This window comes from Lactobacillus xylocopicola (genome assembly GCF_033096005.1).
GTDB classification, from domain to species: domain Bacteria; phylum Bacillota; class Bacilli; order Lactobacillales; family Lactobacillaceae; genus Lactobacillus; species Lactobacillus xylocopicola.
The window spans coordinates 533,584-559,350 of the sequence record NZ_AP026803.1 but is presented as its reverse complement, the minus strand read 5'-3'; the positions used below and the strand labels follow the sequence as shown (position 1 = coordinate 559,350).

20 protein-coding genes are annotated in these 25,767 nt (G+C 43.8%); 4 read left to right on the top strand and 16 right to left on the bottom strand.

What is annotated here, in order from left to right; all coding sequences use genetic code 11:
• Positions 1–167: 167 nt before the first annotated feature.
• The 7 genes from tpiA to R8389_RS02835 form a co-directional block, all read right to left on the bottom strand.
• Positions 168–923: a triose-phosphate isomerase gene (gene tpiA, locus R8389_RS02865; protein ID WP_317637975.1), complete on the bottom strand. Its 756-nt coding sequence runs from the start codon at positions 921–923 to the stop codon at positions 168–170.
• A gap of 20 nt (positions 924–943) precedes the next feature.
• The gene (locus R8389_RS02860) at positions 944–2,155 is read right to left on the bottom strand and encodes a phosphoglycerate kinase (RefSeq protein WP_317637974.1); all 1,212 of its coding nucleotides are present in this window, start codon (positions 2,153–2,155) and stop codon (positions 944–946) included.
• 105 nt (positions 2,156–2,260) lie between these two features.
• Positions 2,261–3,277, bottom strand: coding sequence for a type I glyceraldehyde-3-phosphate dehydrogenase (gene gap / locus R8389_RS02855; protein WP_317637973.1), 1,017 nt, complete (start codon positions 3,275–3,277; stop codon positions 2,261–2,263).
• Positions 3,278–3,339: 62 nt separating this feature from the next.
• Positions 3,340–4,371, bottom strand: a complete 1,032-nt coding sequence (locus R8389_RS02850) for a sugar-binding transcriptional regulator (RefSeq protein ID WP_317637972.1) — start codon at positions 4,369–4,371, stop codon at positions 3,340–3,342.
• 395 nt (positions 4,372–4,766) lie between these two features.
• The gene (gene argF, locus R8389_RS02845) at positions 4,767–5,789 is read right to left on the bottom strand and encodes an ornithine carbamoyltransferase (protein ID WP_317637971.1); all 1,023 of its coding nucleotides are present in this window, start codon (positions 5,787–5,789) and stop codon (positions 4,767–4,769) included.
• A gap of 262 nt (positions 5,790–6,051) precedes the next feature.
• Entirely contained in the window at positions 6,052–7,578 is a 1,527-nt protein-coding gene (locus R8389_RS02840; RefSeq protein ID WP_425604653.1) for an LBA0864 family S-layer associated protein, read from the bottom strand.
• A gap of 350 nt (positions 7,579–7,928) precedes the next feature.
• Complete coding sequence (locus tag R8389_RS02835; protein ID WP_317637970.1) at positions 7,929–9,467, bottom strand: GW dipeptide domain-containing protein; 1,539 nt, start codon at positions 9,465–9,467, stop codon at positions 7,929–7,931.
• Between the two features lie 165 nt (positions 9,468–9,632).
• Here R8389_RS02835 and R8389_RS02830 point away from each other — a divergent pair, with 165 nt between their 5' ends.
• Positions 9,633–11,075, top strand: a complete 1,443-nt coding sequence (locus R8389_RS02830; protein ID WP_317637969.1) for an APC family permease — start codon at positions 9,633–9,635, stop codon at positions 11,073–11,075.
• Positions 11,076–11,169: 94 nt separating this feature from the next.
• Entirely contained in the window at positions 11,170–11,622 is a 453-nt protein-coding gene (locus R8389_RS02825; protein WP_317637968.1) for a Fur family transcriptional regulator, read from the top strand.
• Between the two features lie 28 nt (positions 11,623–11,650).
• Here R8389_RS02825 and R8389_RS02820 read toward each other — a convergent pair whose 3' ends face one another.
• Positions 11,651–13,354: an SH3-like domain-containing protein gene (locus tag R8389_RS02820; protein ID WP_317637967.1), complete on the bottom strand. Its 1,704-nt coding sequence runs from the start codon at positions 13,352–13,354 to the stop codon at positions 11,651–11,653.
• Between the two features lie 169 nt (positions 13,355–13,523).
• On the opposite strand from R8389_RS02820, the gene clpP reads away from it, so the two are divergent.
• Positions 13,524–14,108: an ATP-dependent Clp endopeptidase proteolytic subunit ClpP gene (clpP, locus tag R8389_RS02815; RefSeq protein ID WP_317637966.1), complete on the top strand. Its 585-nt coding sequence runs from the start codon at positions 13,524–13,526 to the stop codon at positions 14,106–14,108.
• 133 nt (positions 14,109–14,241) lie between these two features.
• The gene (locus tag R8389_RS02810; RefSeq protein WP_317637965.1) at positions 14,242–14,391 is read left to right on the top strand and encodes a hypothetical protein; all 150 of its coding nucleotides are present in this window, start codon (positions 14,242–14,244) and stop codon (positions 14,389–14,391) included.
• 41 nt (positions 14,392–14,432) lie between these two features.
• On the opposite strand, the gene whiA is transcribed toward R8389_RS02810, so the two are convergent.
• The 8 genes from whiA to trxB all read right to left on the bottom strand — a co-directional run bounded on the left by whiA (position 14,433) and on the right by trxB (position 25,725).
• On the bottom strand, positions 14,433–15,368 hold the full coding sequence (gene whiA, locus R8389_RS02805; RefSeq protein ID WP_317637964.1) for a DNA-binding protein WhiA: 936 nt from the start codon (positions 15,366–15,368) through the stop codon (positions 14,433–14,435).
• Positions 15,369–15,372: 4 nt separating this feature from the next.
• On the bottom strand, positions 15,373–16,401 hold the full coding sequence (locus tag R8389_RS02800) for a gluconeogenesis factor YvcK family protein (protein ID WP_317637963.1): 1,029 nt from the start codon (positions 16,399–16,401) through the stop codon (positions 15,373–15,375).
• Positions 16,402–16,405: 4 nt separating this feature from the next.
• Positions 16,406–17,284: an RNase adapter RapZ gene (gene rapZ / locus R8389_RS02795; RefSeq protein WP_317637962.1), complete on the bottom strand. Its 879-nt coding sequence runs from the start codon at positions 17,282–17,284 to the stop codon at positions 16,406–16,408.
• Positions 17,285–17,378: 94 nt separating this feature from the next.
• Positions 17,379–17,921: an HdeD family acid-resistance protein gene (locus tag R8389_RS02790; protein ID WP_317637961.1), complete on the bottom strand. Its 543-nt coding sequence runs from the start codon at positions 17,919–17,921 to the stop codon at positions 17,379–17,381.
• Positions 17,922–17,972: 51 nt separating this feature from the next.
• The gene (gene uvrA / locus R8389_RS02785) at positions 17,973–20,825 is read right to left on the bottom strand and encodes an excinuclease ABC subunit UvrA (protein WP_317637960.1); all 2,853 of its coding nucleotides are present in this window, start codon (positions 20,823–20,825) and stop codon (positions 17,973–17,975) included.
• The gene (gene uvrB, locus R8389_RS02780; protein ID WP_317637959.1) at positions 20,815–22,857 is read right to left on the bottom strand and encodes an excinuclease ABC subunit UvrB; all 2,043 of its coding nucleotides are present in this window, start codon (positions 22,855–22,857) and stop codon (positions 20,815–20,817) included. Before uvrB ends, uvrA begins: the two co-directional genes overlap by 11 nt.
• A gap of 96 nt (positions 22,858–22,953) precedes the next feature.
• Positions 22,954–24,678 (bottom strand): phospho-sugar mutase, encoded by a 1,725-nt coding sequence (locus tag R8389_RS02775; protein WP_317637958.1) that lies wholly within the window; start codon positions 24,676–24,678, stop codon positions 22,954–22,956.
• 117 nt (positions 24,679–24,795) lie between these two features.
• Complete coding sequence (trxB, locus tag R8389_RS02770; RefSeq protein WP_317637957.1) at positions 24,796–25,725, bottom strand: thioredoxin-disulfide reductase; 930 nt, start codon at positions 25,723–25,725, stop codon at positions 24,796–24,798.
• Positions 25,726–25,767 lie beyond the last annotated feature (42 nt).

The window sequence follows — 25,767 nt, the reverse complement described above, 5'->3', positions numbered from 1 at the left end:
ATTTGCATATCAATAATAAAATAACGCGTGGTAGTGGTCACAAACACAAATATGTTAATGGATTAAAGCTGAGAATAATAAAAAATAACAAAATTTTATTTTAAAATAATCCATACACAAAAAGCCCCTGCACTTGCAGGAGCTTTTTTACTTTGTATAGTTAAAATCTAGTCTTGGTAGTTAACTAAAGCTAGGTATGAATCAGGCTTTAGGCTGGCGCCACCAACAAGTCCACCGTCAATGTCTGGCTTAGCCATTAATTCCTTAACGTTGCCCGGATTTACCGAACCGCCATACTGAATACGAACATTGTCAGCAGTCTCATCATTGTACAAGTCTCTGACCGTATCACGGATCGTCTTGCACATTTCTTGAGCTTGATCGGAACTAGCAGTCTTACCAGTACCAATTGCCCAAATTGGTTCATAAGCGATTACAGCTTTAGCCACTTGATCATTAGTTAAACCGGCTAAAGCCGCCTTGATTTGCTGAATAACCCATTCTGCTTGCTGGTCAGCTTCACGTGTCTCTAGTGACTCACCACAGCAAATGATTGGAGTTACGCCGTTAGCAAATAAAGCTTGGGCCTTTTTATTAATATCTTCATCAGTTTCGTGGAAGTACTCACGCCGCTCTGAGTGACCGATGATACAGTAGTCGATGCCCATTTCCTTTAACACTTTAGGTGAAGTTTCACCTGTGAAGGCACCCTCATCTTCAAAGTAGGCATTTTCTGCTCCGACTAATAAGTTGGAGCCAGCAGCAGCCTTTTTCAAGGCATCGAGGTCAACGGCTGGAGCACAAATTAGTGCTTCAACGGTGTTTTGGTTTGGTAACTTGTTCTTAACCGCAGCAACAAACTCTTTAGTTTGGTCTGGGTTCATGTTTAACTTCCAGTTACCAGCAATAATTGGTGTACGCATGTTACGTCCTTTCTGAGAACTTATTTGTCTGAAATGCAGGCAATTCCAGGTAATTCCTTACCTTCAAGGTATTGCAGAGAAGCACCACCACCGGTTGAAATATGGGTGATCTGCGGTGCAATCCCTAATTGCTTGGCTGCAGCAGTTGAATCTCCACCACCAATGATAGTAGTTGCACCAGACAATTCAGCTAAGGATTTTCCGACTTCCAATGTACCTTCGGCAAAGTTTGGCATTTCGAAGGCACCCATTGGCCCATTCCAAACAACAGTCTTAGCATCTTTCAGGATTTCCTTGAAATTAGCAATAGTCTTGGGACCAATGTCCAAGCCCATCATGTTTTCAGGAATATTACCTTCAACGACTTTACGAGCAGCATCGTTTGAGAACTCAGTTGCAGCCAAGTTGTCAACTGGCAAGACAATCTTACCCGCAGCATCTTTCAATAATTTCTTAGCTAAGTCAACTTTATCAGGTTCAAACAATGACTTACCGATCTCCTGACCCTTAGCAGCTAAGAAGGTATATGCCATCCCACCACCAATTAAGATGTGGTCAGACTTTGGAATCAAGTTGGTAATAACATCAATCTTGTCAGAAACCTTGGCACCACCCAAGATAGTTACAAACGGATGTACTGGGTTGGCAACGGCGTCACCCAAGAACCTGATCTCTTTTTCCATCAAGTAGCCAGCTGCGGCAGGTTTGCCTGCCTTCTTCATGGCTTCTGCAATACCAACATTGGAGGCATGACTTCTATGCGCGGTACCAAAGGCATCATTTACATACATGTCACCCAGAGAAGCCCAGTACTCACCTAACGCTGGGTCGTTCTTGCTTTCACGCTTACCAAAGCTGTTGTCAATGTCTTGGAAACGAGTATTTTCCAGAACAACAACGTCGCCATCATTCATCTTGCTGATTGCTGCTTCAACTTCCTTACCTTCATTTTCAGGTACGAAAGTTACTGGCTTTTGCAAAACTTCACTTAGGCGGTCAGCAACTGGCTTCAAAGTCAATTCTTTTTTGTCAGCATCGGACTTAACCCGGCCCAGGTGGCTGAGCAAAATTGCCTTACCACCATTTTCAATAATGTACTTGATAGTTGGCAGGGCAGCAACGATCCGATTGTCGTCACCAATCACTCCATCCTTAATCGGCACATTGAAGTCAACCCTGACCAAAACTTTTTTATCTTTAACATCTAGGTCTGAAACTATTAATTTAGCCATCTTTATCCTCTCTTTAGTTAATTACTTATTCTTGAAAAAAAGGCGGAAGGAAGAATATTCCCCTCCGCCTTCTCTTTTACTACTTAAAGATCATCAATTAATTGATTAAAGAGTAGCAAATTTCAACAAAGTACGAACCATTTGGCAAGTGAATGAGTATTCATTGTCGTACCAAGCAACAGTCTTAACTAATTGGTTGTCGCCGGCAGTGGTTACCATTGTTTGAGTTGGGTCAAAGATTGAACCAGCAGTCATACCAACAACGTCGCTAGAAACGATTTCGTCATCGTTGTATGCGAATGAAGGACTCTCGTACTTCTTCATTGCTGAGTTAACTTCATCAGCAGTAACGTTCTTGTCAAGAATTGAAACCAATTCAGTTAATGAACCATCAGTAACTGGAACACGTTGTGCATGACCGTTAACCTTACCGTTCAATTCTGGAACAACCAGGCCAATAGCCTTAGCAGCACCAGTTGAGTGAGGAATAATGTTAACTGCAGCAGCACGAGCAGCACGCATGTTACCACCACGTACAGGGCCATCCAAAAGCATTTGGGTTGAAGTGTAAGCGTGGATAGTAGTCATTGTAGCTACCTTAACACCAAATTCTTTTTGCAAAGCATCAACCATTGGTGCCAATGAGTTAGTAGTACATGAACCAGCTGAAACAATTGTGTCGCTTGAATCTAAAGTATCATCGTTTACTGCGTAAACAATCGTCTTCAGGTCGTTACCGGCAGGTGCTGAAATCAGAACCCGCTTGGCACCAGCATCAAGGTGAGCTTGTGACTTAGCCTTGCTAGTGTAGAAACCAGTACATTCAAGAACAAAGTCAACACCGTCATTCTTAACCCATGGAATGTTTTGAGCTTGTGGTTCAGCGTATACACGGTACTTCTTACCATCAACAACGATTGAATCGTCAGTAGCTGAAACTTCGTGGTTGAAAGTACCATGAGTTGAGTCGTACTTAAGTAAGTGAGCTAAAAGTGCTGGAGTAGTCAAGTCGTTAATTGCAACAACTTCAATATCCTTTGACTTCTCACCTAAATCCATAATCCGACGAAATGCTAAACGACCAATACGGCCAAAGCCGTTAATACCAATTTTAACTGTCATTTTCTAAAGTCCTCCTTAAGAACTATTTTAGAACTGTAAACATCAATTATTTTAAATGAGAATTACTTCTCCTTTAAAATCTGCTTTGAGGCTCCTTCATCAGTAATTAACCAGGTTTGATGAGGAGCATTAGGCATATAAGCTTCAATTGCTTTGGCCTTATGGCCGCCACAAGCAAAGGCAAATATGTGGGGGATTTTGTTTAGATCCTCGAACTGCAAGCCAACCTGTTGCACGCGATCGACAATCTTACCGTCACCGTCAAAAAAACACCCAAAACATTCAGTGACTACTTTCTTTTCCCGTAATTCAGAGAGCCGAATTGAATCATACCCGCGGCGGCGTGCCATCTCTAAGGCAAGTCCAATACCGTGGATAACGATATCTGTCTTAGCAATATCTTCAAGCACATCTGCAAAGGTGGACTCTCGAATTAGCGACTTGTAGGCTTCATACGAAACCTGCTCCGGCAAATACAAAGTCTTGTACTTACCACCCGTCTCGGCCGCCATCTCTTGCACGATTGTGTTGCTTTGAAAAGCCACATCTTCGCCCAAGGCTCCGCGACCCGGTACAAATTCAAGTTGTCGATTTTTACTTAAACTCTTAGACAAGTCCTTCGCTGACTTGGCAAGGGCCGCACCACCTAAAACTGTAATAATTGAGTGCCCTAGTGGCAAGAGTAGATCCAAAGCTGCATTCAGCTCTTCACCCATACGCTCATATACTAGTTCCTGAAGGTCGCTGTCACCCGGAACAATAATTGTCCGTTCAATGCCTAACTTGCGGGCCAAATCAATTTCGGTCTGGCGAGCGTTAAACAAGCGATCAATCAAAGGTGCTGCATCCTGCAAAGTCTTCTTACCCTTTTCCGTCATGAACATTCCGAAGCTCTTAATCTCGATTAGACCAAGAGTACGCAGGTACTCCGTTTCCGTACGGACATTGCGTTCAGAAAGTCCCAGCGCCTGAGCCACATATCTACGGCCAATTGGCGCATGCAGCTCAATCTGCTCAAGGACAAGATATCTTTGCCGAAAGACTTTTAAGACGTCAGGAACGAGAGCCTCAAGCACAGGAAATTCCGAGTACATTAGCTTCCCCTCCCTCGTGGGACAATTATGACCCATGTTTTGTCATTTTTTGTCCCAATCTTCCTAAAAATATAAGAGAAACGTAGACTTACCTTAATAATTCTTCATTCCTCAATCGACAGTTATAGTATAACAACCTCCTACGAATAATTCAAGCAAAAGCATGTTAAGGAGTAGTCGCTATTTTCAGTTACCCCAAGTTTAACTATTTTTAACCAAAAAAATTTAACTTCTAGCTTTTTTCTGTTATACTATTTGAAGTGTTGATTTGGGTCCTTAGTGTAATGGATCGCACGTAAGATTCCGGTTCTTAAAATCTGAGTTCGACTCTCAGGGGACCCATCCCAATAAAACAAAAGCGTGAGCATGGTTATTCGCACCTTACTCACGCTTTTTTATATTTCTCTAGCCAATAAATCGTCCAGGTCTGCTTGGAGCTGCTTAACCTCATTCTTGGTGGGGCACTTCAGCTGTGGGTTGAGCAAATAGACAAAAATTGCTCGCATGGCGGCCTTTTTGTTTTCGGATTGTTCCCAGGCAATTGACGAATCACCTTCAAGAACTGCCGCTGTTACTTCTTCGCCGCGATTAGCCGGCAAACAGTGCATAAATTTAACCTCGGGATTAGCCGTCTTTTGTAGCAAGTCTTCATTAACTTGATACTTTGGATAGAAGAGCTTCAAGTATTCTTCCTTACCCATTTCCTGATCATACAAACCGTACCACACATCCGTATAGATGAAGTCGGCTCCTTTTAAAACCTGGTCATCTGCTGAGACCTCAATCAAGCCGCCACTTTCAGCGGCAAGCTTCTTGGCACGTGCTAAAAGGTCTTTGGGCATATGCTTGGACTGGGGCCCATATTGGATGAATTGCATGCCCATCTGAGCACAAAATAGCATTGTGGAAACGGCAACTTGGGTTGCATCGCCAACAAAGACAATTTTCACCTCAGCCAATTTTTTTCCAACTGGCAGATGCTCTTCAATAGTAATTAAATCTCCCAGGGCCTGAGTTGGGTGGTCTTGATCACTCATAAAGCTCACTACAGGCGCCTTAGAATACTTGGCTAAATTCGTTAATTCCTCGTGGCTACTGATCCGAGCACCAAGTAAGTCAAGCAAGTCACCAAGGACACGGCTCGTATCGGCCAATCCTTCATGGCCACCCTTGCCCAATTGAATTTGGCCGGGAGCCAGGTATAATGCGTGGCCTCCAAGTTCGGTCATCGCAGCTTCAGCAGAAACCCGGGTTCTAGTGGACGTTTGATCAAAGATCATTCCCAAACTCTTATTCTTTAGCAATTGAGGGTAGTAACCGTGGGCAATAGCCTCCTTAATCTTTAGTCCTAGTTCAATTAAATACTGCATTTCCGCTTTGGAAAAATCACAAGTATCAATAAAATCTTTTTTAGGCATGAAAAGTCTCCTTTGGCAAAAATTTTTCTGTCTATTTTTCTGTCTAACGGTTAATAATACAGGACTTCTTGCCCGCTACAAAATAAAATGGCAAAAGCTAATAAAGACTTAAACATTGCATGAAAAATCAAGAAATACATGCATTGCCATGGGCAATATACTTAAGTACCAGTAGTTTCGCTGTTTATCTACTGTTCCAGTTTTTGAGAGACTATGCCCTAACCAAAAAAGCAGCTCCACTGCGGAGCTGCTTTTTACTATCTTACTTGGTCTTGCCGGCCATTAATTCACCTCGTTGGGCAAATTCTACATAAAGTTTATTACCTGAAACTGACATTCCCTCAATCTCGCGCTTCACCTTCAGCCGGTGCGTTGCTCGGTAAGTGCCATTTTGGGCCACCTTGAAAATGTAGTCATTAAAGCCAATGTAAAATTGCTGGTGCTTCTGGTCATAAGTAAAGCCCTGAACTGGCGAATGATTACTAATAAAATCGGTCTTTGTGGCACCGACCTCAACCGGAGTCCAAGTGTCACCGCTTCTGGTTACCTTCCAGTATTCGTATAAGTGGTTACTGCCATTGTGAAAGAGGCAGTACATTGTGTTGTCATCAACAAAGGTTGCATTGTGGATATAGCGCCCATTGGCACCGTTCCAAATTCTGAAACTCCAAACTTGGTTAATTTTCATATCTGACTTGCGAATTTGCAAAATTTCCTCAGAGGCAGTCGAGTTTTTGGCTGTATTGTTATTAGCAATCACATAAATGTACTTAGCCGAAGCACCAATTGCTTGACCATGACCGAGCTTGATGTAGGGGCTCACCTTGATATGAGCAGAATATTTTTTGAAGGTGGACCACTTAAGATTCGAAAGATCTTGTGCTTTGAACTTATTGATTTGTTTTAAGTTATATGAAACCAGGTGGCCCTTTTGACTGCTGCTTGAGTTAAAGAGAGCAACCGTAAAGTTGGAGCCGTGAATGCTAATACCCTCTGGAATCGCTCCGACCTGACCCATCGAATCAGCTGCTTGGTGATAACCTAAGCTGACAAACCGCGGCTGAAAAAGTTTGGTTCGAAGCGTTAACCCGTTAGACCTAAAGGCATTTGCCCTAGTTTCAACCGTATAGTGGTGCGCAGCGTTCCAATTTCGTGATGAAGATTTTGAACCGCCCTTCCAGGTTGGCACTGCTTGAGGACCCTTTTGAGGAGCTTTATTTGCACTAGCAATACCTTCTTTTGCATCCGCCCGAACTGTCACGTCAGCACTGGCACTAGCTGTCCCATAGTGGTATTCAACCTTTGTTTGTCCAGCGGTGCCAGAATTGATACTGGTCGTCGATACACTAACCTTACTTGGATTAACGGCAGTACCACTAGCATCGGTCACATAGTTAATTGCATCTTTCGGATTAAAGGAAAAGTTCGGATTTTGCACCAGGCTAATCTTCGCCGCCACAGAAATTTGATTACGAGCAAAAAAGTCCTGACTGACCCATCCAACAGTACGACCATTAACAATGATTTTCCAAAACTTGCCTTTACTCGTTGAAATTGATTGCTTAGACTGGATCTGACTATACTTGAAATACTTGGTTGAAGTAAACTTGCCCGACGGCCCTTGCTTTGAAGCGTGATGGTATATTGCATAAGTACCGCTCCCAGCAATTTTGGTAACCGCCTTGTGATAACTCTTGGCATTTACTTGTGGATTACTGCCAGTAGCCAACAGTCCCAGCATAGCCAAGACACTCGCAGCTAGCAACTTATTTTTAAAATTTTTCCTCATTTTTACTTTTTCCTTTCAAACCTTCTAATCCCAACTCAAACGCTCAAAACCCTCCTCAGTCAGTGCAAAAATTCCCCTATTTTGCACTACTGGACAATTATTTCCCCGCAAGAATCAGCTTAAAGCTAGAGCTTGTTTCAACTACTATTATGCACTTTTTTCTTAATTTATTCATCAATGGTCAAATGGCTAAATTAGTGGCAGTATAATCTCACTATTGCCTGGGCTTCAGCATATCACAAGACTTGTTACTACTTTTTTTATATCCTTATTAGATAATTTAGTCATCATAAAAACCCCGAACTTGTCTTAACTTCGGGGTTTCATATTAAAGACCTATCTTTTTACTGTTAGTTAGTTCTACCAGAAGTCAGTTCGCCGCGTTGAGCAAATTCGACGTACAGCTTGTTACCTGAAACCGACAAGCCCTCGATTTCTCTTTTGACATTTAAACGATGGGTTTCGCGATGGGCACCATTTTTAGCAACTTTGAAAATATAATCATTGAAGCCAATATAAAATTGACCGTGCTCGCGATCATAGGTAAAGCCCTGAACCGGTGACGAATTGCTGATAAAGTCACTATCAGTAGCTCCAATTTCAACTGGTGTCCATGTATCCCCCGATCGGGTGACTTTCCAGTATTCATAGCGGTGCTTGCGACCATTATGAAACAGACAGTACATGGTCTTGTTACCAACAAAGGTAGCATTATGAATATAGCGTCCGGTGTGCTTTTTGGCCGTCCCGTTCCAAATTTTGAAGCTCCAGATTTGGTTGATTTTCAAGTCTGACTTCCTAATTTGCATGATTTCTTCCGATTTAATTGAATTTTTGGCGGTATTGTTATTAGCAATCACATAGAGGTACTTAGCTGATGAGCCGATCGCTTGACCATGTCCTAACTTGATATAGGTACTGACCTTGATATGTGCAGCGTACTTCTCAAAAGTTTTCCATTTCAAGCCAGGCAAGTTCTGCGCCTGATACTTGCCAATCTGCTTCAGATCATAAGAAACGAGGTGTCCTTTCTGATCCTTGCTTGAATTAAACACTGCCACTGTGAAATTAGAACCGTGAACAGCAATCCCTTCGGGAACAATTCCCACCTGTCCCATCTTATCCGCTGCCTGATGGTAGTCCAGACTGACAAAACGCGGTTGAAAAAGTTCAGTTCTCAGTGTTAGTCCATTGGCGTAAAAGGTATTCGGCTTGGTCTCAAAAGTAAAATTATGCTTTGCATTCCAATTTCGTGAGGTTGACTTTGAAGAACCCTTCCAAGTTGGAACGGCTACTGGACCTAAAAAAGGGCCCTTTTTAGCGCGCACAATCCCTTCTTTTGCATTGGACCGTACCGTAACAGGAACACTAGCTTCAGCATCACCATAGCGATAGGTGACAATCGTTCTGCCCGGTGTCCCTGAATTAATAGTCGGATTGGAAACAGACACCTTGGAGATATCAACAGCAGTACCAGTTTCATCCGCTACATAGTTAATTGCTTCTCTAGTATCAAACGTAAAATCAGCATTTTGCACTAGGCTGACTCTTTTAGCAACTGAGATTTTGTTACGGGTAAAATAGTCTTGGCTGACCCAACCGACAGGTCGCCCGTCAACAATGATTTTCCAAAAGGTCCCCTTCTTAGTTACCAGCACTTGCTTGGACTGAATTTGGGCATATTTGAAATGCTTAGTCGAAGTAAATTTACCCTTAGGCCCCTTTTTAGAAACACGTTGGTAGACCGGGTAGGTGCTTCTTCCAGGCACCTTTGTTATAGCCTTCTGATAGCTTTTGGCGCTTACTGCAGTAACCCTATTGCCAAGCAGTAAAAAAACTAGGGCAACCAAGCTGGCTAACACCAACTTTTTCTTGTTATTTCTTCCCATTCACCTTTCACCTTTCAAAGCAATATATTAATATTGCCATTTTTTCTAAAATGATTCAACAACTAAATACAGCAACGTCCATTGTATAAGAAAACAATAGATTTTTGTACCACTTTAGGATAAAATATACGAGTTATTACTTTTTCTTAGGGAGAATTAAAAATTATGAATGAATCACCCAAAAAATCCCAAAAAATGATGTGGACCACCCTGGCAACAATGGCTTTTTCCATTGTCTGGAGCTTTGGTAACGTCGTTAATGGGTTCATTTACTTTGATGGCACCAAAGTCATCTTCAGTTGGATTTTGATCTTTTTACTGTTCTTTATTCCGTATTCATTGATGGTGGGGGAATTAGGCTCTGTATTCAAAGAATCTGAGGGTGGCGTCTCTTCCTGGATCAATGCCACTATGGGGCCTAAGTGGGCTTATTACGCCGGCTGGACCTTCTGGGCCGTTCACGTTGTTTATATTTCTAGTAAGGGTACTGGCGGTTTAAGAGGAATGGCCTGGGGGATCTTTGGTAATACCACCTGGTACGACAGTATTTCGACCTCTTGGACCCAACTAGCCACCCTAGCCGTCTTCCTCTTCTTCTGCTGGGTTGCCAGTCGCGGTGTCCCAGTTATTAAAACTCTGTCAACCATTGCTGGCAGTTCCATGTTTATCATGTCGATTTTGTTCATCATTATGATGTTTGCAGCTCCGGCGATTAACCCTCACGGCAACTTCATGAGTTTTAGTTGGAATTGGAAGAGCTTTATTCCCGATTTTAATGTCAAATATTTCACTTCCCTCTCAATTCTAGTTTTCGCTGTTGGTGGTGCCGAAAAAATCTCCCCCTACGTTAACAAGCTAAAGGATCCTTCGCGCAACTTTCCTAAGGCAATGTTGGGACTAGCTGTGATGGTAATGGTCTCAGCCATCTTGGGGACAATTGCTTTGGCCATGATGTTTGACCCCAAAGCAGTTAATGGCCACCTCAATGAATACATTTCCAACGGTCCTTACATGGCCTTTGGAAAGCTAGGTGAATACTATGGCGTCGGTGGCTTGTTCATGTATATCTATGCCTGGTGCAACGTCATCGGTCAATTCTCGACTTTGGTTATCAGTATCGATGCCCCACTAAGAATGCTCCTGGGTAGTAAGGAAGCTAAAGACTTTATTCCCCAAAAGTTACTGAAGGTTAACAAGCATGGTGCCTACATTAATGGTATCTGGATGGTCATCTGCCTCTCCGGTGGTCTGATTGCCTTGCAAGCTCTGATGCCTAATGCCCAGGACATTATGGCTCAACTGGTTAAGCTGAATTCAATTGTGATGCCAATGCGGTATTTGTGGGTCTTTGTTGCTTACATTGCGCTGCGTAAGCAAATCAAGCAATTTCAAAATAGCGACAGCTACCAGATGACCAAGCATCAAGGATTAGCATATTCAGCTGGAGTATGGGGCTTCGCAGTAACAATTGGGGCCTGCCTTCTAGGTATTTATTCAACCGATCCGTTTACCCTAGCCTTAAACATTGCCACTCCCGTCGTCCTATTTCTGCTGGGATTGATTTTGCCAACAATTAAGCATTATCAAGAAACAAAGGCTAAAGGCTAATAGCAATTAAAGATTACTTAAGTCGCCTAGCAAAAGGCGGCTTTTTTGGTGCGATTAATGCTAAACTAGTCTTAAACTAAAGGAGATGAATTTCATGGCAGACCAGCTTAATGAGGCTGAAACCTTGCTTAGAAAGAACCAGCTTAAGGTAACTCAACCCCGACTAAAAATTTTGCATTATCTGATGACCCACCACAATCATCCAACCGCAGATACTATCTTTAAGGCCATTAGCGGCAGCGTTCCTGCCTATCGCGCTACTGTCTACAATACACTGAACAAGCTAGTTGAAGCTGGCGTAGTAATTGAAATCAAAAATGGCGATGAATCACTCCACTATGATTTTTTCGTCGAACCGCACTTTCACATTATCTGTACCCAGTGTGGACGGATTGCCGATGTCTTTTATCCCAACTTTGACGCGGTTGAAGGTCGCATGCGCACGGAGGCAGAACGGCAGACCGCTTATGTCACTTCCTCCAGTCATCTGGAAATTTTTGGCATTTGTCCCGAATGTCAAGCAAAGACACAAAAAAACAAGAGCTAAAGGCTCTTGCTTTTTTGTTTTAGGTTATTTAATCAATGTTCATACTTACTAGCAACTCAGCACGTTGTGCCAGGTTGACGTAAAGTTTACCATCATTAACTGATATTCCTTCAATCTCCCGACCGGTGTCAAAGGAGTATGTATCTTTCAAGGTTCCGTCACGACCAATTTTGAAAATCAGATCATTAAAGGCCAAGTAGAAGTTCCGATTCACTGGATCATAGGTAAACCCTTGAACAGGCGAGTTGTTGTTAACAAAATTGCCATCAGTCTTACCAACTAGCTTGGGATACCAGTTGTCACCCTTCCGGGTTAATTCCCAGTATTCATAGCAGTTATTCTTAGTATCATGGTAAACCGTGTACATGTCATCGTCTGAGATCATCACGCCATTTTGGAAGTAACGTGGGTTGTTTTCATCACCAACCCAAGTCTTAATTGTCCAAATCTTGTTAATCTGCAAGTCGCTCTTGCGGATTTGAATCAATTCTTCAGAATCAGATGACTCCTTTAACGTGTTGTCATTATTCAAAACATAGATGTACTTATCACTAGAACCCATTGCCTGACCGTGGCCAATTGGAATATACGGACTAACCTTAATGTGCTTGACATAGTTATTAAAGTCCTTTTGCGACATTTCCAGTAAGCGTTGCGCATTGTATGGATTAGTCAACTTGTTCAAGTCATAACCAACAATGTGGCCTGAGCTTAAGTAAGTATGACTTAACAAGCTAGTGTAGGCCCAACCATTAGAAACAGTAACTCCTTCAGGAATATGCCCAACTCGGTTAATATCATCATCGGTTGGGTCCTTTACGCTCAGCAGAACCGGTTGGTAAAACTTAGTTTTAAGCGTCATCTTACCACTGGTTAAGACGTGCTTGTCTGTTTCAGGACTGTACTCAGTTGGACTAATATAGTTGATGGACGAACCATAGTGGGTCTTCCAAGCCTTATAGTCATTAGTTCCTGGTTTAGCCTCAACCGCATTCGTTTCGGCAGCATCAGCAACCCCCTCTTTGGTACTCTTTCTGATTGTCACTATGAGGGTGGCCGTAGCTGTCCCATAGGTGAACTTAACCTGGTAAGTTTTGGGTGTAGCACAAGAAATACTTTCGCGCGAAACTTTTACTTGGCTATTATCAATAACTGTTCCCATATAGTTAGTTACATAGGAAATTGCATCCCTAGGAGAAAAGCTATAAAACTCATTTCTTACCAAAGTCACCTTTTTAGGAACAGCAATCTGATTTCTGGCGAAGTAGTTTTCATTAACATAACCCACTTCACGCCCGTTAACATAAATACGCCAATAGCGGTATTTCTTAGTTTCAATCAGTTGATCCGACTGGATATGGCTGTAACGGTAATTAATTCCGTCAGCAACTTTTTGACTAACCTTACCATTATTAACATTTTTCCAAACCGCATAATTCTTGTTACCAGCAACCTTGGTCATCATGGCATAACCAGTAACCACTTGCTTGGGCTCCTTTTTAGGCTGAGTGATTTGATTCCCACTGGCCGTTCCAGTATTAGTGGTACCGCCTGTATCGTCATCGTCTTCTGACGGCTGACTCGAATCATCTTGCGGCGTTTGTGTTTGCGTTTGCGACTGAGTATTATCAGACTCTGCCGCAAAGACCGCCGTTGTTGAAAGCTTGGTCGTAATGACCAGCCCTCCAATCAACGCAATCGCAATCGTTGCAATTTTCTTAAAAAGCTTCAAAATATTTCCTCCAAATTCAAACTTACTCGTTCCATTATATAATAAGAACATGTTACATAAAATACAAAATTGATACACTTTGATTGACAGTATTTAACGTAAGTGATTTAATTAGCACTGTACTTATTAGAGTGCTAATGTTTTTGAACTTAAATCAGGAGGTTAAAACATGCTTGTACCTACAGTTATTGAGCAAACTGCACGTGGTGAACGTGCTTACGACATTTATTCACGTTTATTAAAAGACCGCATTATCATGTTAAGCGGTGAAATTAATGATGACATGGCTAATTCTATTATTGCCCAGTTACTATTCCTTGATGCCCAAGACAACACTAAGGACATCTCCCTGTATATTAACTCGCCCGGTGGTGTCATTACTTCAGGTCTAGCCATCATGGACACCATGAACTTCATTAAGTCGGATGTCTCAACCATTGCAATTGGGATGGCAGCTTCAATGGCTTCTATCCTGTTGACCAGCGGAACCAAGGGAAAGCGGTTTGCCCTCCCTAACTCTACTGTCTTGATTCACCAGCCGCTAGGCGGTGCACAGGGTCAGCAGACTGACATTCAGATTGCGGCTAACGAAATTCTAAAAAGTCGTGAAAAGATTAACAATATCTTGCATGAAACAACCGGCCAGCCCCTCGAAAAGATCCAAAAAGATACCGAGCGTGACAACTATCTGACTGCACCAGAGGCCAAAGATTATGGTCTAATTGATGAAATCATGGTCAACCAAAAGAAATAGTTAGATTTTAGTAAAAAGGCCAAACGAAGTCCCGAATTAATTTTGGGGCTTTTTTGCATGTACGAGATTATTAAGGTATACTTTTACTCAATTTAGGTAGTAAGGTATTGTTCTGCCAGAAAGGAGACAACGAATGGACAAAATCAAACAAGCGCTGTTTTATGCCGGCTTATTTATTACCATCCTAAATAGTCTGGTTTTATCTGACTCCTTATCAATAGTAGTAACAACGCTGGGAGTTGCCTTAATTTTGTACGGCGGTGAAAGTGTTAACTTAAAGTAGCGATGTAAACAAAAAGGAAGCCCTTTTCGGGATTCCTTTTTTTATTCTCCTAGATTCTTAGCCAGTTCATGTATTTTTTTGAACCGGTGGTTGACCCCTGATTTTGAAATTGGCCCATCCGGCACCTGTTCCGCTACCTCTTTCAAAGATAATTCAGGATTAGCCAGGCGCAGCCGAGCTAGTCCTTGCAGCTTTTCTGGTAGGTTATCAATACCTATTTTACGTTCAAGGAGTTCGATATCTTCAACTTGCTTAGCTGCAGCCGTGGCTGTTTTTTTCAAGTTAGCCGTGTCACAGTTAACTAAGCGGTTGACCGAATTCCGCATGTCACGCATGATGCGTAGGTCTTCAAAGGCTAGCATTGCATTTAGTGCGCCAACGATATGAAGAAAGTCGCCGATTTTTTCTGCTTCTTTTAAGTAAACGATATAACCCCGCCGGCGCTGGGTCGACTTGGCATTAAGTTGAAAATAATGGTTCATCAGTTTTAGCAAGTCTTCATTATGGTCGGCGTACGCTGAATAAATTTCTAAGTGATAGCGACTAGTAGTCGGATTATTGACACTGCCACTGGCCAAAAAGGCCCCCCGCAAGTACGACATCGCACCCTCACGCGATGCCGTAATCCGTGGCGGAATGCGGGTAATGATACCGGCGGCTGGCGACAAAATTTCCAAGTTAGTCAAAATTTCGCGGACATGGTACTGCAAACGCACCAGGTATTGATTATTTTTTTTCAACTTCATCTTGCGCGAAACAATTAATAGTGGCTCAATTCCATATGCACTCTTAATTAGGGAAAAAATGCGCCGTGCAATGGCCGGATTTTCCGTTGTAATATCCAAACTAAACTTCCGATCATGAAAATTCAAAACGCCGTTCATCCGCAGAAAGGCGGCCAATTCTGCCTTTGCATGCTCAGCATGAATCGGCAGCGACGTTAGCTCCTTCTTCACTTTGCTTGCATAGCTTGCCATTGTTCTACCCCTTCTTGCGCGCCATCGCAGCGTAGGCTAAGTTGATAATCTCTTGGGCCACTTTTTGACCATCATGAAAAACCAGGCCACTGTGCTGATCAATAAAGTCATCAGTAATAACCCGGCACCCTTGCTGACGCAAACCGGCAAAATCATTTTTGACTGGTTCAATGTAGGCATCATAATCAGCTGGATCAAACTTGGACATGTCAATCTTGGCGCCATTTACCAGAGTGGTTGTGATGTAGTTACCACCTAGATGCTGATTAATTACGCCAACATGCTCACTATCAGAAAAGTGGTCGGTTTCACCCAACTGGGTCATGATATTACAAATATAAATCACTTCTGCTCGGGTCTTCCGCACGGCCTCGCCCAAGTTGGGAATCATTAGGTTAGGCAAAATCGACGTGAATAAACTTCCCGGTCCCAGAACAACTGCATCTGCCTGCTCAATCGCCTCCAAAACTGGCTGAACGGCTTCAGGCTGGTCAGCCGACTTAGTATTGGTAACCCAAACCCGTTTAATCCGCTTGTCCATGTCAGTTATTTCTTTTTCACCCACCTGAACAGTGCCATCAACAAACTCAGCATTTAAAGTTAAGGGTTCGTTTGAGGCTGGATAGACGTATCCATCAACTTGCATCATCTTTGACAATGATTGTACGGCATCAAAAATATTACCGTGCATCTCATTTAACGCTGCAATAATCAAATTTCCAATCGCATGTCCAGAAAAGAAGGAATCAGAAGAATCAAACCGATATTGAAAAATATCCTTTTCTTCTTGACTAATGTCACTTAAGGAAACCAACACATTACGAATATCGCCAGGTGGCACCACGTTAATGTAATTACGCAGCGATCCAGATGAGCCACCATCATCTGAAACGGTCACAATCGCCGTAATTTCTGCATCCTGATCTTTCAACGAGTTTAAAACAACGGGCAGGCCAGTTCCACCACCGATGACAACCACCTTGGGTCGGCGGCTTTTGGTTATCCAGACCGTTCTTGTAGCTCCTGTAGTCATAATCTTATCCCTTCTTCGTGTAACGGCTGATTTCACGGTGCGTGATGTCAACCGGATAGTCCCTGGCCAGGTCTTGGGCAAGTTGTTTGGCAATTGCTACACTGCGATGCTGGCCACCCGTACAGCCAATTGCAATCGTCAATTTACCCTTACCCTCTTTGATGTAGCCCGGCAGCGCATCCTGTAACAAGTCCAATAATTTTTGGTAGAAGCTGCGAGTTTCCTTTTTTTCCATTACATAGTCAAAAACTCGCTTGTCGAGACCAGTAAAAGGACGCAATTCAGGAATATAAAACGGATTAGGCAAAAAGCGGACATCCATTACAATATCAGCATCAATCGGCATGCCATACTTGAACCCAAAAGACAGCACTTCAATGGAAAAAGGCTGTTCATGTTTTTCGCTAAATGCAGCAAGTAGTTTTTGCCTTAATTCTTTCGGCGTCAAATTAGAGGTATCAATAATGTCATTAGCCCGATTTTTGATACCAGTCAAAACCTGCCGCTCGGCCAAAATGCCATCAAGCAGCCGGCTACTGGTGGCAAGTGGGGGGACCCGCCGCGTCTCCTTGTAACGGGCCACCAAAGCATCATTTGAGGCATCCAAAAAGACCACGGTTGTCTGTACACTACTATTATCTTCAAGTGAATTGACCTCATTTAATAGGTCCTTGTAAAAACTTTTAATCCTTAAATCAAGGACAACTGCCACCTTGGTAAAATCATCTGAATTAATAATCAAATCCCAAAAGCTGGAAAGCAGCGTCGGGGGTAAATTATCAACTACAAAGTAGCCCATATCTTCTAGAGCATGTGAAGCCACTGTTTTGCCGGCGCCGCTCATACCAGTCACGATTAGTAACTGCTTTTTCTTATCTGCCATCTTTGCCGCCCTCCTTTTAAGCAAATTATAACATACCGGGTGTGCCATAACTTTCCTGAGCATAAAAAAAGACTCTTGAGAGCCTTTTTTCTTTTTATCGGTGGGCAAATGCAGCTAGAATCTCGCCAATACCAAAAAGCAACAGCCAGAATGATACAAGCCAGATTAAGGTTAGCGCCGACAAAGCCGGATTAAACAGCAAACTAACCGCAATTAGCAAACCAAGAATATTCAAAATTAAGTTGATCCAGAAGTAGAAACTCGAGATATCCCGCAAGTGCCACGAGAACAGGAGCCCGGAGATTGAGTCGAACAGGAACCAAAAAGCAAATAAATATGCAATAGTCAGCCCCGCTGCGTCATACGAATAAAGGAAAGCAACCCCAATAATAATATCCAAAACCCCAGAAATAATCGAGAGCCAGCTAAAGGAAATAATATAGCGAAAGCGACTATATACCGCTAACCAAACGAAGCCTTGAACAATCGATAGAATTGCAAACAGCAAGACAAATGCATGCAAGGCTTTATTGGGGTGAAGTATTAAGAACAAGCCCGCGATGATCATTAAAATGCCGGAAATAAAAGCTGCCCAGTTAAAGCCGCGATTTCCCCTGTAACTTGAAAAATTATCCATCTTTTTTCCTCCTTTTCGACTATTCTACACTTTATCCTAAATAAATGAATACTATTTGGTCATTTTTTTAGTAGCCTGCTTAGTTAATGCCGTATCTCGCATTAATACGGGTTTAAGATAACGACCAGTATAACTCTCCTTAACTTCACTTACCTGCTCCGGTGTCCCGGTGGCAACAATTTGGCCGCCTGCTTCACCGCCCTCAGGTCCCAGATCAATCAGCCAATCTGCACTTTTAATAACGTCAAGATTATGCTCAATTACTAGGACCGTGTTGCCTTGGTCAACCAGACGCTGTAGCACCTCAAGGAGACGCTTGATGTCGTCCGTATGAAGACCCGTTGTTGGTTCATCCAGAATATAAAAATTCTTACCAGTTGACAATTTCTGCAGTTCTGCAGCTAATTTCATCCTTTGGGCTTCACCACCAGACAGGGTCGTTGCCGATTGCCCCAGTTTAACGTAGCCTAAGCCGACATCGACAATCGTCTGCAATTTGCGGGCAATTTTGGGAATCTTTTGGAAGAATTCACACGCTTCGCTAATCGTCATATCAAGCACCTGGGCAATGTTTTTCTTGCGATAGGTCACTTCCATTGTTTCCGAGTTGTACCGACTACCATGACAAACCTCACACGGCACATAGACATCCGGCAAGAAGTTCATTTCAATCTTGATAATGCCGTCGCCGTGACAAGCTTCGCAGCGGCCCCCCTTAACGTTAAAAGAAAAGCGTGCCTTGGTATAACCTCGCAACTTGGCCTCGTTAGTCTGTGCAAACAGTGCCCGAATATCATCGAAAACGCTGGTATAGGTGGCCGGGTTACTGCGCGGTGTCCGCCCAATTGGACTCTGATCAATATCAATGATTTTTTCAATATTTTTATAGCCCGTAATACTTTTATATTTTCCCGGTTTAGTCTGATTCCGGTTTAGCTTTTGGGCCAGCACTCGCTTCAAAATGATGTTAACCAGCGTTGACTTGCCTGAGCCCGAAACACCAGTCACGACCACCAACTTACCTAGTGGAAAATCCACTTTGAGCTGCTTCAAGTTGTTCTCAATAGCACCAGTGATCGTGATTTTCTTGCCATTGCCGCGGCGGCGTTCAGCCGGCACAGGGACAAACTTTTGGCCAGCTAAATATTGGCCCGTCAGCGACTTGGCCCGTTCCTCAACCTCTTGCGGTGTCCCAGCATCCATCACTTGGCCACCATAAGTACCCGCACCAGGTCCCATATCAACCAAGTAATCAGCCTGCCGCATTGTTTCGTCATCATGCTCAACCACAATTAGCGAATTACCTAAATCACGCATCCGTTTCAGTGCCGCAATCAAGCGATCGTTATCGCGTTGGTGCAGACCGATTGACGGCTCATCAAGAACATACATGACACCCGACAAGTTAGAACCAATCTGGGTAGCCAGCCGAATCCGCTGCGCCTCACCGCCCGACAAGGTATTTGCTGTTCGCGATAAGGTTAGGTAGTCCAGCCCCACGCTATTCAGGAAAGACAACCGATCACAAACTTCTTTTAAGATCGGTTTAGCAACAATTGTTTTTTGCTCATCGAGTTCAATTTCCTTGAAAAAGTCAAGGGCCCGGTTGATTGCAAGCTCTGATGCCTCGGCAATATCCTTATCCATCACCTTAACAGCCAGCGCTTTACGGTTCAACCGCTTGCCATGACAAGTAGGACAGGTTAACTCCGTCATATACTTCCCCATCACATCCCGCATAAACTTAGACATTGGGTGCAGATAGCGGCGCTCCACGTTTTCCATTGCACCTTCAAAAGGAGCAGTTGTATCATTAACCCCAAAATCACCGGTAACGTGAAACTTGATTTTTTTGGTCGACCCATGCAGGATCATTGTTTGCTGTTTAGCTGTTAACTGGGCAAAGGGCTGATCGAGCGGAATCTTAAGCACCGCGCAGGCCTGTTCTAACATCTCACTGTAATATTTAGAATTTTTCCAAGGAGCCACTGCACCGTCAGCCAGTGTCTTGTCCTGATCTGGAATAACCAAGTCCTCATCAACTGCTAACTTAACTCCTAGTCCATCACAGTCAGGGCAGGCACCAAAAGGCGCATTGAAAGAAAAGAGCCGCGGTTCCATCTCCCCCACGGTAAAGCCACACTTAGGACAAGCATAGTATTCTGAAAAGTTCAGCAAGTCGCTTCCAATTACATCAACATTCATGTAGCCATCGGACAAGCGCAGCGTGGCCTCAACTGAATCAAAGAGTCGCGAGCGAATGCCCTCTTTTACGACCAAACGGTCAACAACGATGTCAATGCTATGGCGCTTGTTCTTATCCAAGTTAAAGTCATCACCAATTTCATGCATTTCACCATCAACAATAACACGGACGTAACCTGCCCGCTGAACCCGCTGAAAGACTTCCTTATGACCACCGCGCTTAGCTCTAATAACCGGGGCAAGCAACTGAATCTTACTGCGTTCCGGTAAGGCTAAAATTCGGTCCACCATTTGTTCAACGGACTGCCGTTCAATCACGGTACCATCGTTAGGGCAGATTGGCTGTCCCACCCGTGCCCACAAGAGCCGCAAGTAATCATTAATTTCCGTTACCGTGCCGACGGTTGAACGCGGATTGTGCGAGGTCGTTTTTTGATCAATTGAAATTGCCGGGTTCAAACCGTCAATTGAATCAACGTCTGGTTTATCCATTTGACCCAAAAACTGCCGGGCATAGCTAGAAAGCGATTGGACATAACGTCTGCGACCTTCCGCATAAAGTGTGTCAAAGGCTAGTGAGCTTTTACCTGAACCGGACAAACCGGTAATAACAACCAGCTTATCCTTCGGAATCTCAAGGTCGATATCCTTTAAGTTATGTTCGCGGGCACCACGAATAACAATTTGATCATTTACCATTTAATGTCTTTCCCTTTTTCTTAATCGGCTTTCTAGTAGAACTTTCAAGCTCCATAATCGCATCACGCAAAGTAGCAGCCCCTTCGAAGTCCAACTTCTTTGCTGCTTCTTGCATCTGTTGACGCAAGTCCTTAATCATTGACTTCTTCTGCTTGGCAGTTAGTTCGTCGAAGTTCAAATCAGCAAAACTGTCAGTCTCCAAAGTCTCATCAGCTACCTTAGTAGCAGAAATAACCTCCCTGACCGGCTTGACAATTGTCTGCGGTGTCAGGCCATGCTCTTCGTTGAACTTCATTTGCAACTCTCGCCGTCTTTGGGTTGCCTCGATTGCCTGCCGCATTGAATCAGTTATCGTATCAGCATACATAATTACCTCACCGTTGGCATTACGCGCAGCCCGACCCATCGTTTGTACTAGCGGTCGATATGCCCGCAGAAAGCCTTCCTTATCAGCATCGAGAATCGCTACCAAGGATACTTCTGGTACATCAATGCCCTCTCTCAGCAGGTTAATTCCAATTAGCACATCGTATTTTCCTAGCCGCAAATCATGTAAGATCTGCATCCGCTCCAATGTCTTAACGTCTGAGTGCAGGTATTGGACCTTAATGCCCAGGTCTTTTAAGTAGTCGGTCAGGTCTTCAGCCATCTTCTTCGTAAGTGTAGTCACAAAGACCCGCTCATTGTGGTCAATTCGGTGATTAATCTCACCCACTAAGTCATCAATTTGGCCTTCAACTGGTTTAACTTTAATTTTAGGGTCAAGCAAACCGGTGGGCCTGATAATCTGCTCAACCTTATGGTCTGTTTTGGCCAATTCGTAGTCACCCGGTGTGGCCGAAACGTACATGATTTGGTTAACGTGTTGCTCAAACTCTTCCAACTTAAGCGGACGATTGTCAAGTGCTGACGGCAGACGAAAACCATAGTCAATCAGAGTCTTCTTGCGGTTTCGGTCACCGTTGTACATTGCCCGAATTTCGGGCATTGTGGCGTGTGACTCATCAATTAAAATTAAAAAGTCATCCGGAAAGAAGTCCAGCAAGGTATAGGGCGGTTCTCCCTCCTTGCGTCCCTCCATGTGCCGGGAATAATTTTCGACACCATTGGTGTAGCCTACTTCGCCCATCATTTCCATATCAAAGGTCGTCCTCTGCTTAATTCGCTCTGCTTCAAGCAGCTTCCCCTGACCCTCAAAATCCTTTACCTGAATTTTCATTTCTTGGGAAATGGCCTTAAGGGCCCGGCGCATTTGCTCATCATTAGTCACAAAGTGAGTTGCTGGGAACAGAGAAATACTTTCACGTTCGCCGATCACTTCACCAGTTAACGAATCCACCTCAACGATGCGATCAATTTCATCACCAAAAAATTCAATGCGGTAAGCATGGTTAGAGTTACCGGCCGGAAAAACCTCGACCACATCTCCGCGTACCCGGAAACGCCCCCGCTGAAAGTCAATATCATTGCGATCATACTGAATGTTGACTAGGTTACGTAGTAGGGTATTGCGGCCGTAATCGTCACCTTCGTGAACTGTAATCACACTAGCAGAATATTCCTTGGGATCACCCAAACCGTAGATACAGGAAACAGAAGCAACCACGATCACATCGTTGCGCTCCATCAGGTCACTGGTCGCCTGGTGCCGCAACTGGTCAATCTCATCATTAATGGCAGAATCTTTTTCGATGTAAGTATCTGACTGCGGCACGTATGCTTCAGGCTGATAGTAGTCATAGTATGAAACAAAGTAGTCAACTGCATTTTGCGGAAAAAATTCCTTAAATTCACCATAAAGCTGACCAACCAAGGTCTTATTGTGCGAAATAACTAAAGTGGGCTTGTTCAGATTGGCAATCACGTTGGCCATGGTAAAAGTCTTGCCCGTCCCCGTGGCGCCTTCAAGAATCTGCTCACGGTAGCCTTTTTTAAAGCCGTTCGTTAGTTTATCAATAGCCTGCTCCTGGTCACCAGCTGGTTGAAACTTGGACACAAGTTCGAATTTACGCTTATCTTCTCGTTTAATCATTGAATGGCTCCTCGTAAAAAAGTTGGACGAAAAGCCCAACTTCAAGTTCATACATTAATTCTACGCTGTCGAACGTATTTTCGCACAGATTTTGCTTTATTTCAACAATTTAGCCAGAGCACCTTGATAGTCAGCAGCCGCTTGTTCTGCAGCCTTAATATCGGGCTTGTTAACTCCAACATAAGCCTTGATTACGGGCTCTGTACCTGATGGTCTGAGCGCCAACCAGGTCTCATCTGCCAAAAAGTACTTTAACACATTTGACTTTGGTAAGCCGGTCATCATCGTAGTCTTTTGCGCGGTTGTTTCTTGCTGCATCAAAAAGTCTTGCGTCTTAACTACCTTGACCCCAGCAATTGTCTTCAACTGCTCTTTACGCAAGTTGGCCATAAGCGCGGCCATCCGCTTTTGTCCACCAATTCCTGGCATTTCAATTGCCTTGGTGATTTCATAAGATGTACCATACTTGTGCCAAATTTCCATTAAGCCGTCAAGCACGGTCATCCCGCGAGCAGCATAATATGAGGCCACTTCGGCAAACATAAGGGCACCCTGCATTGCGTCCTTGTCACGCGCAAATGGCTTAAACAAGTAACCATAGCTCTCTTCAAAGCCCATCAAAAACTTACCATTACGGTCTCTAGTCATCCGGTCAATTTCTTCACCGATAAACTTAAAACCAGTCAGAACAGACTTGGTCTTAATTCCAAAATCACGCGCAATCTTCAGTGGCATACTGCTCGAAACAATGGACGTAATCAGCTCATAATCGCTGCTTAGTTGGTTCTGCTTTTTCAAGTTAAGCAATAAGTAGTTAATCATCAAGGTCGCAATCTGATTACCAGTCAAAACTTGAAAATCACCATCATTTGTTCTGACACAGGCTCCCATGCGGTCAGCATCTGGGTCAGTAGCAATAATCAGGTCAGCACCTTGGCGGTTAGCCAGTTCAATCCCCGCATCAAAAACATCACGATATTCCGGGTTGGGTTTTTGGGTAGTGGGAAATTCAGGATCCAAAATAGACTGGCTTGCTACTGGAATCACATTAGTAAAACCGCTTTGCCTAAATGCCCGTTCATAGAGCATTTTGCCCGTCCCATGCAGCGGTGAATAGACCAATTTTAACTTGTTCGCATTTTCCTTAATTAGCCTAGTATCAACATTAACGGTCTTTAATTCAGCCAGGTAATCCTCGTCGACATCCTCACCAATTAATTGCAATAAGCCCTTGGCCCTGAGCGTTTCGACCGCCTCAGCCTTGACCTTAAAGATGTCATCTACCTTTTGCAGATACTTAAAAACGCGGTCAGCATGTTCTGGTCCCATCTGCGCACCGTCTTCACCGTACACCTTGTAGCCATTATATTCTTTGGCATTATGGGAAGCAGTGATATTGATACCAGCAAAGGTGCCTAGGTGGCGCACAGCATAAGACAGTTCCGGAGTTGGCCGTAGGTCATCAAAGAGATAAACGTGAATACCATGCGCACCCAAAACACGTGCAGCATATTCAGCAAATTCCCGTGAATGATAACGTGAGTCGAAAGCAATCACCACGCCACGCTTTTGCGCCGCTGCGCCCTCCTCGTCAATTAACCGCGCTAACCCCTCGGTTACACGACCAATTGTAAAGAGGTTGATGCGGTTGGTGCCAGGTTCAAGGCGCCCTCTCATGCCCGCTGTCCCAAAGTTGATATCCTGCCCAAAAGCATCACTAATCCAGCCAGAATTTTGACCTAGCTCTGTCAGTTGCAATTGTAAATAATCGGGTATATTTTTTGCGTCTTGCCATTTGTGAAAAGCTTCTTCTGCGTTCATTCCAGCATCTATCCTCTATTTCTACCGTAATTAATTTTGCTAGTTTCTATTTTAACATTTATCTGCTGTCCAATCTTAAAAATAAAAGAATTCACCTAGTGGTGAATTCTTTTTACTTTAACGATCCTGCAAATCTTGCAGGTAATTGTAGGCCGCTTGCCCAGCAATACTGCCATCACCAACTGCATTAGCAATCTGACGCAGGTCTTTAGCACGAACATCACCGAGCGCAAAAACGCCGGCAACCTTGGTCCGCATATGCTCATCAGTTGGAATCCAGCCCTTTTCATCGGTCACGCCTAAGTTTTTAAAGGGTGCGGTTTGCGGAATTACTCCAACATAGATGAAGACACCGCGCACGGGCAACTGCTTTTTGACACCGCTGACCTTATCCTGGTAGGTCACGCCTGTTACCCGGCTGCCATCCCCGTCAATTGCCGCGGTTAAACCATTCCAGATGAAGTGCATCTTATGATTGGCAAAAGCCCGCTTTTGCAAGGTTGGCTGTGCCCGTAACTGATCGCGGCGGTGAATTACTGTCACTGACTTGGCACTTTGAGCGAGGTAAATCCCCTCTTCAATCGCAGAATCACCACCACCGATCACCGCAATGTCTTCATCCTTAAAAAAGGCTGCATCACAGACGGCACAATAAGAAACACCCTTACCAGAATATTCCTCTTCACCCGGAACGCCTAGGTGACGGTGGTCAGCCCCGGTGGCAATGATTAACGCCGGAGCACTGTATTCACCCGCATCAGTCTTAACCACCTTGTTTTCACCAGCTAGCGTAACGGACTGAACATCACCATATTCAAACTCAGTCCCAAATTTCATAATTGAATTGTACATCTTTTCGCCCAGTTCTGGCCCTTTAATTTCGCTGAAGCCGGGGTAGTTGTCAATTGCATCGGTGTTGTTCATCTGACCGCCGTATAGTCCCCGGTCAAGTAACAAGACGGAGAGGTTGGCGCGAGAAGCATAGAGAGCTGCTGTTAAGCCGCCTGGTCCGGCTCCAATAATAATAACATCATATTTTTTAGTCATTTTTTTGCCCTGAACCCTTTCTTATTTAAAGTAAGTAAATCT

Coding starts and splice junctions, on each gene's coding strand:
- tpiA (WP_317637975.1), bottom strand. CDS start 923: ATGCGTACACCAATTATTGCTGGTAACTGGAAGTTAAACATGAACCCA.
- R8389_RS02860 (WP_317637974.1), bottom strand. CDS start 2,155: ATGGCTAAATTAATAGTTTCAGACCTAGATGTTAAAGATAAAAAAGTT.
- gap (WP_317637973.1), bottom strand. CDS start 3,277: ATGACAGTTAAAATTGGTATTAACGGCTTTGGCCGTATTGGTCGTTTA.
- R8389_RS02850 (WP_317637972.1), bottom strand. CDS start 4,371: ATGTACTCGGAATTTCCTGTGCTTGAGGCTCTCGTTCCTGACGTCTTA.
- argF (WP_317637971.1), bottom strand. CDS start 5,789: ATGCCTAAAAAAGATTTTATTGATACTTGTGATTTTTCCAAAGCGGAA.
- R8389_RS02840 (WP_425604653.1), bottom strand. CDS start 7,578: ATGAGGAAAAATTTTAAAAATAAGTTGCTAGCTGCGAGTGTCTTGGCT.
- R8389_RS02835 (WP_317637970.1), bottom strand. CDS start 9,467: ATGGGAAGAAATAACAAGAAAAAGTTGGTGTTAGCCAGCTTGGTTGCC.
- R8389_RS02830 (WP_317637969.1), top strand. CDS start 9,633: ATGAATGAATCACCCAAAAAATCCCAAAAAATGATGTGGACCACCCTG.
- R8389_RS02825 (WP_317637968.1), top strand. CDS start 11,170: ATGGCAGACCAGCTTAATGAGGCTGAAACCTTGCTTAGAAAGAACCAG.
- clpP (WP_317637966.1), top strand. CDS start 13,524: ATGCTTGTACCTACAGTTATTGAGCAAACTGCACGTGGTGAACGTGCT.
- R8389_RS02810 (WP_317637965.1), top strand. CDS start 14,242: ATGGACAAAATCAAACAAGCGCTGTTTTATGCCGGCTTATTTATTACC.
- whiA (WP_317637964.1), bottom strand. CDS start 15,368: ATGGCAAGCTATGCAAGCAAAGTGAAGAAGGAGCTAACGTCGCTGCCG.
- R8389_RS02800 (WP_317637963.1), bottom strand. CDS start 16,401: ATGACTACAGGAGCTACAAGAACGGTCTGGATAACCAAAAGCCGCCGA.
- rapZ (WP_317637962.1), bottom strand. CDS start 17,284: ATGGCAGATAAGAAAAAGCAGTTACTAATCGTGACTGGTATGAGCGGC.
- R8389_RS02790 (WP_317637961.1), bottom strand. CDS start 17,921: ATGGATAATTTTTCAAGTTACAGGGGAAATCGCGGCTTTAACTGGGCA.
- uvrA (WP_317637960.1), bottom strand. CDS start 20,825: ATGGTAAATGATCAAATTGTTATTCGTGGTGCCCGCGAACATAACTTA.
- uvrB (WP_317637959.1), bottom strand. CDS start 22,857: ATGATTAAACGAGAAGATAAGCGTAAATTCGAACTTGTGTCCAAGTTT.
- R8389_RS02775 (WP_317637958.1), bottom strand. CDS start 24,678: ATGAACGCAGAAGAAGCTTTTCACAAATGGCAAGACGCAAAAAATATA.
- trxB (WP_317637957.1), bottom strand. CDS start 25,725: ATGACTAAAAAATATGATGTTATTATTATTGGAGCCGGACCAGGCGGC.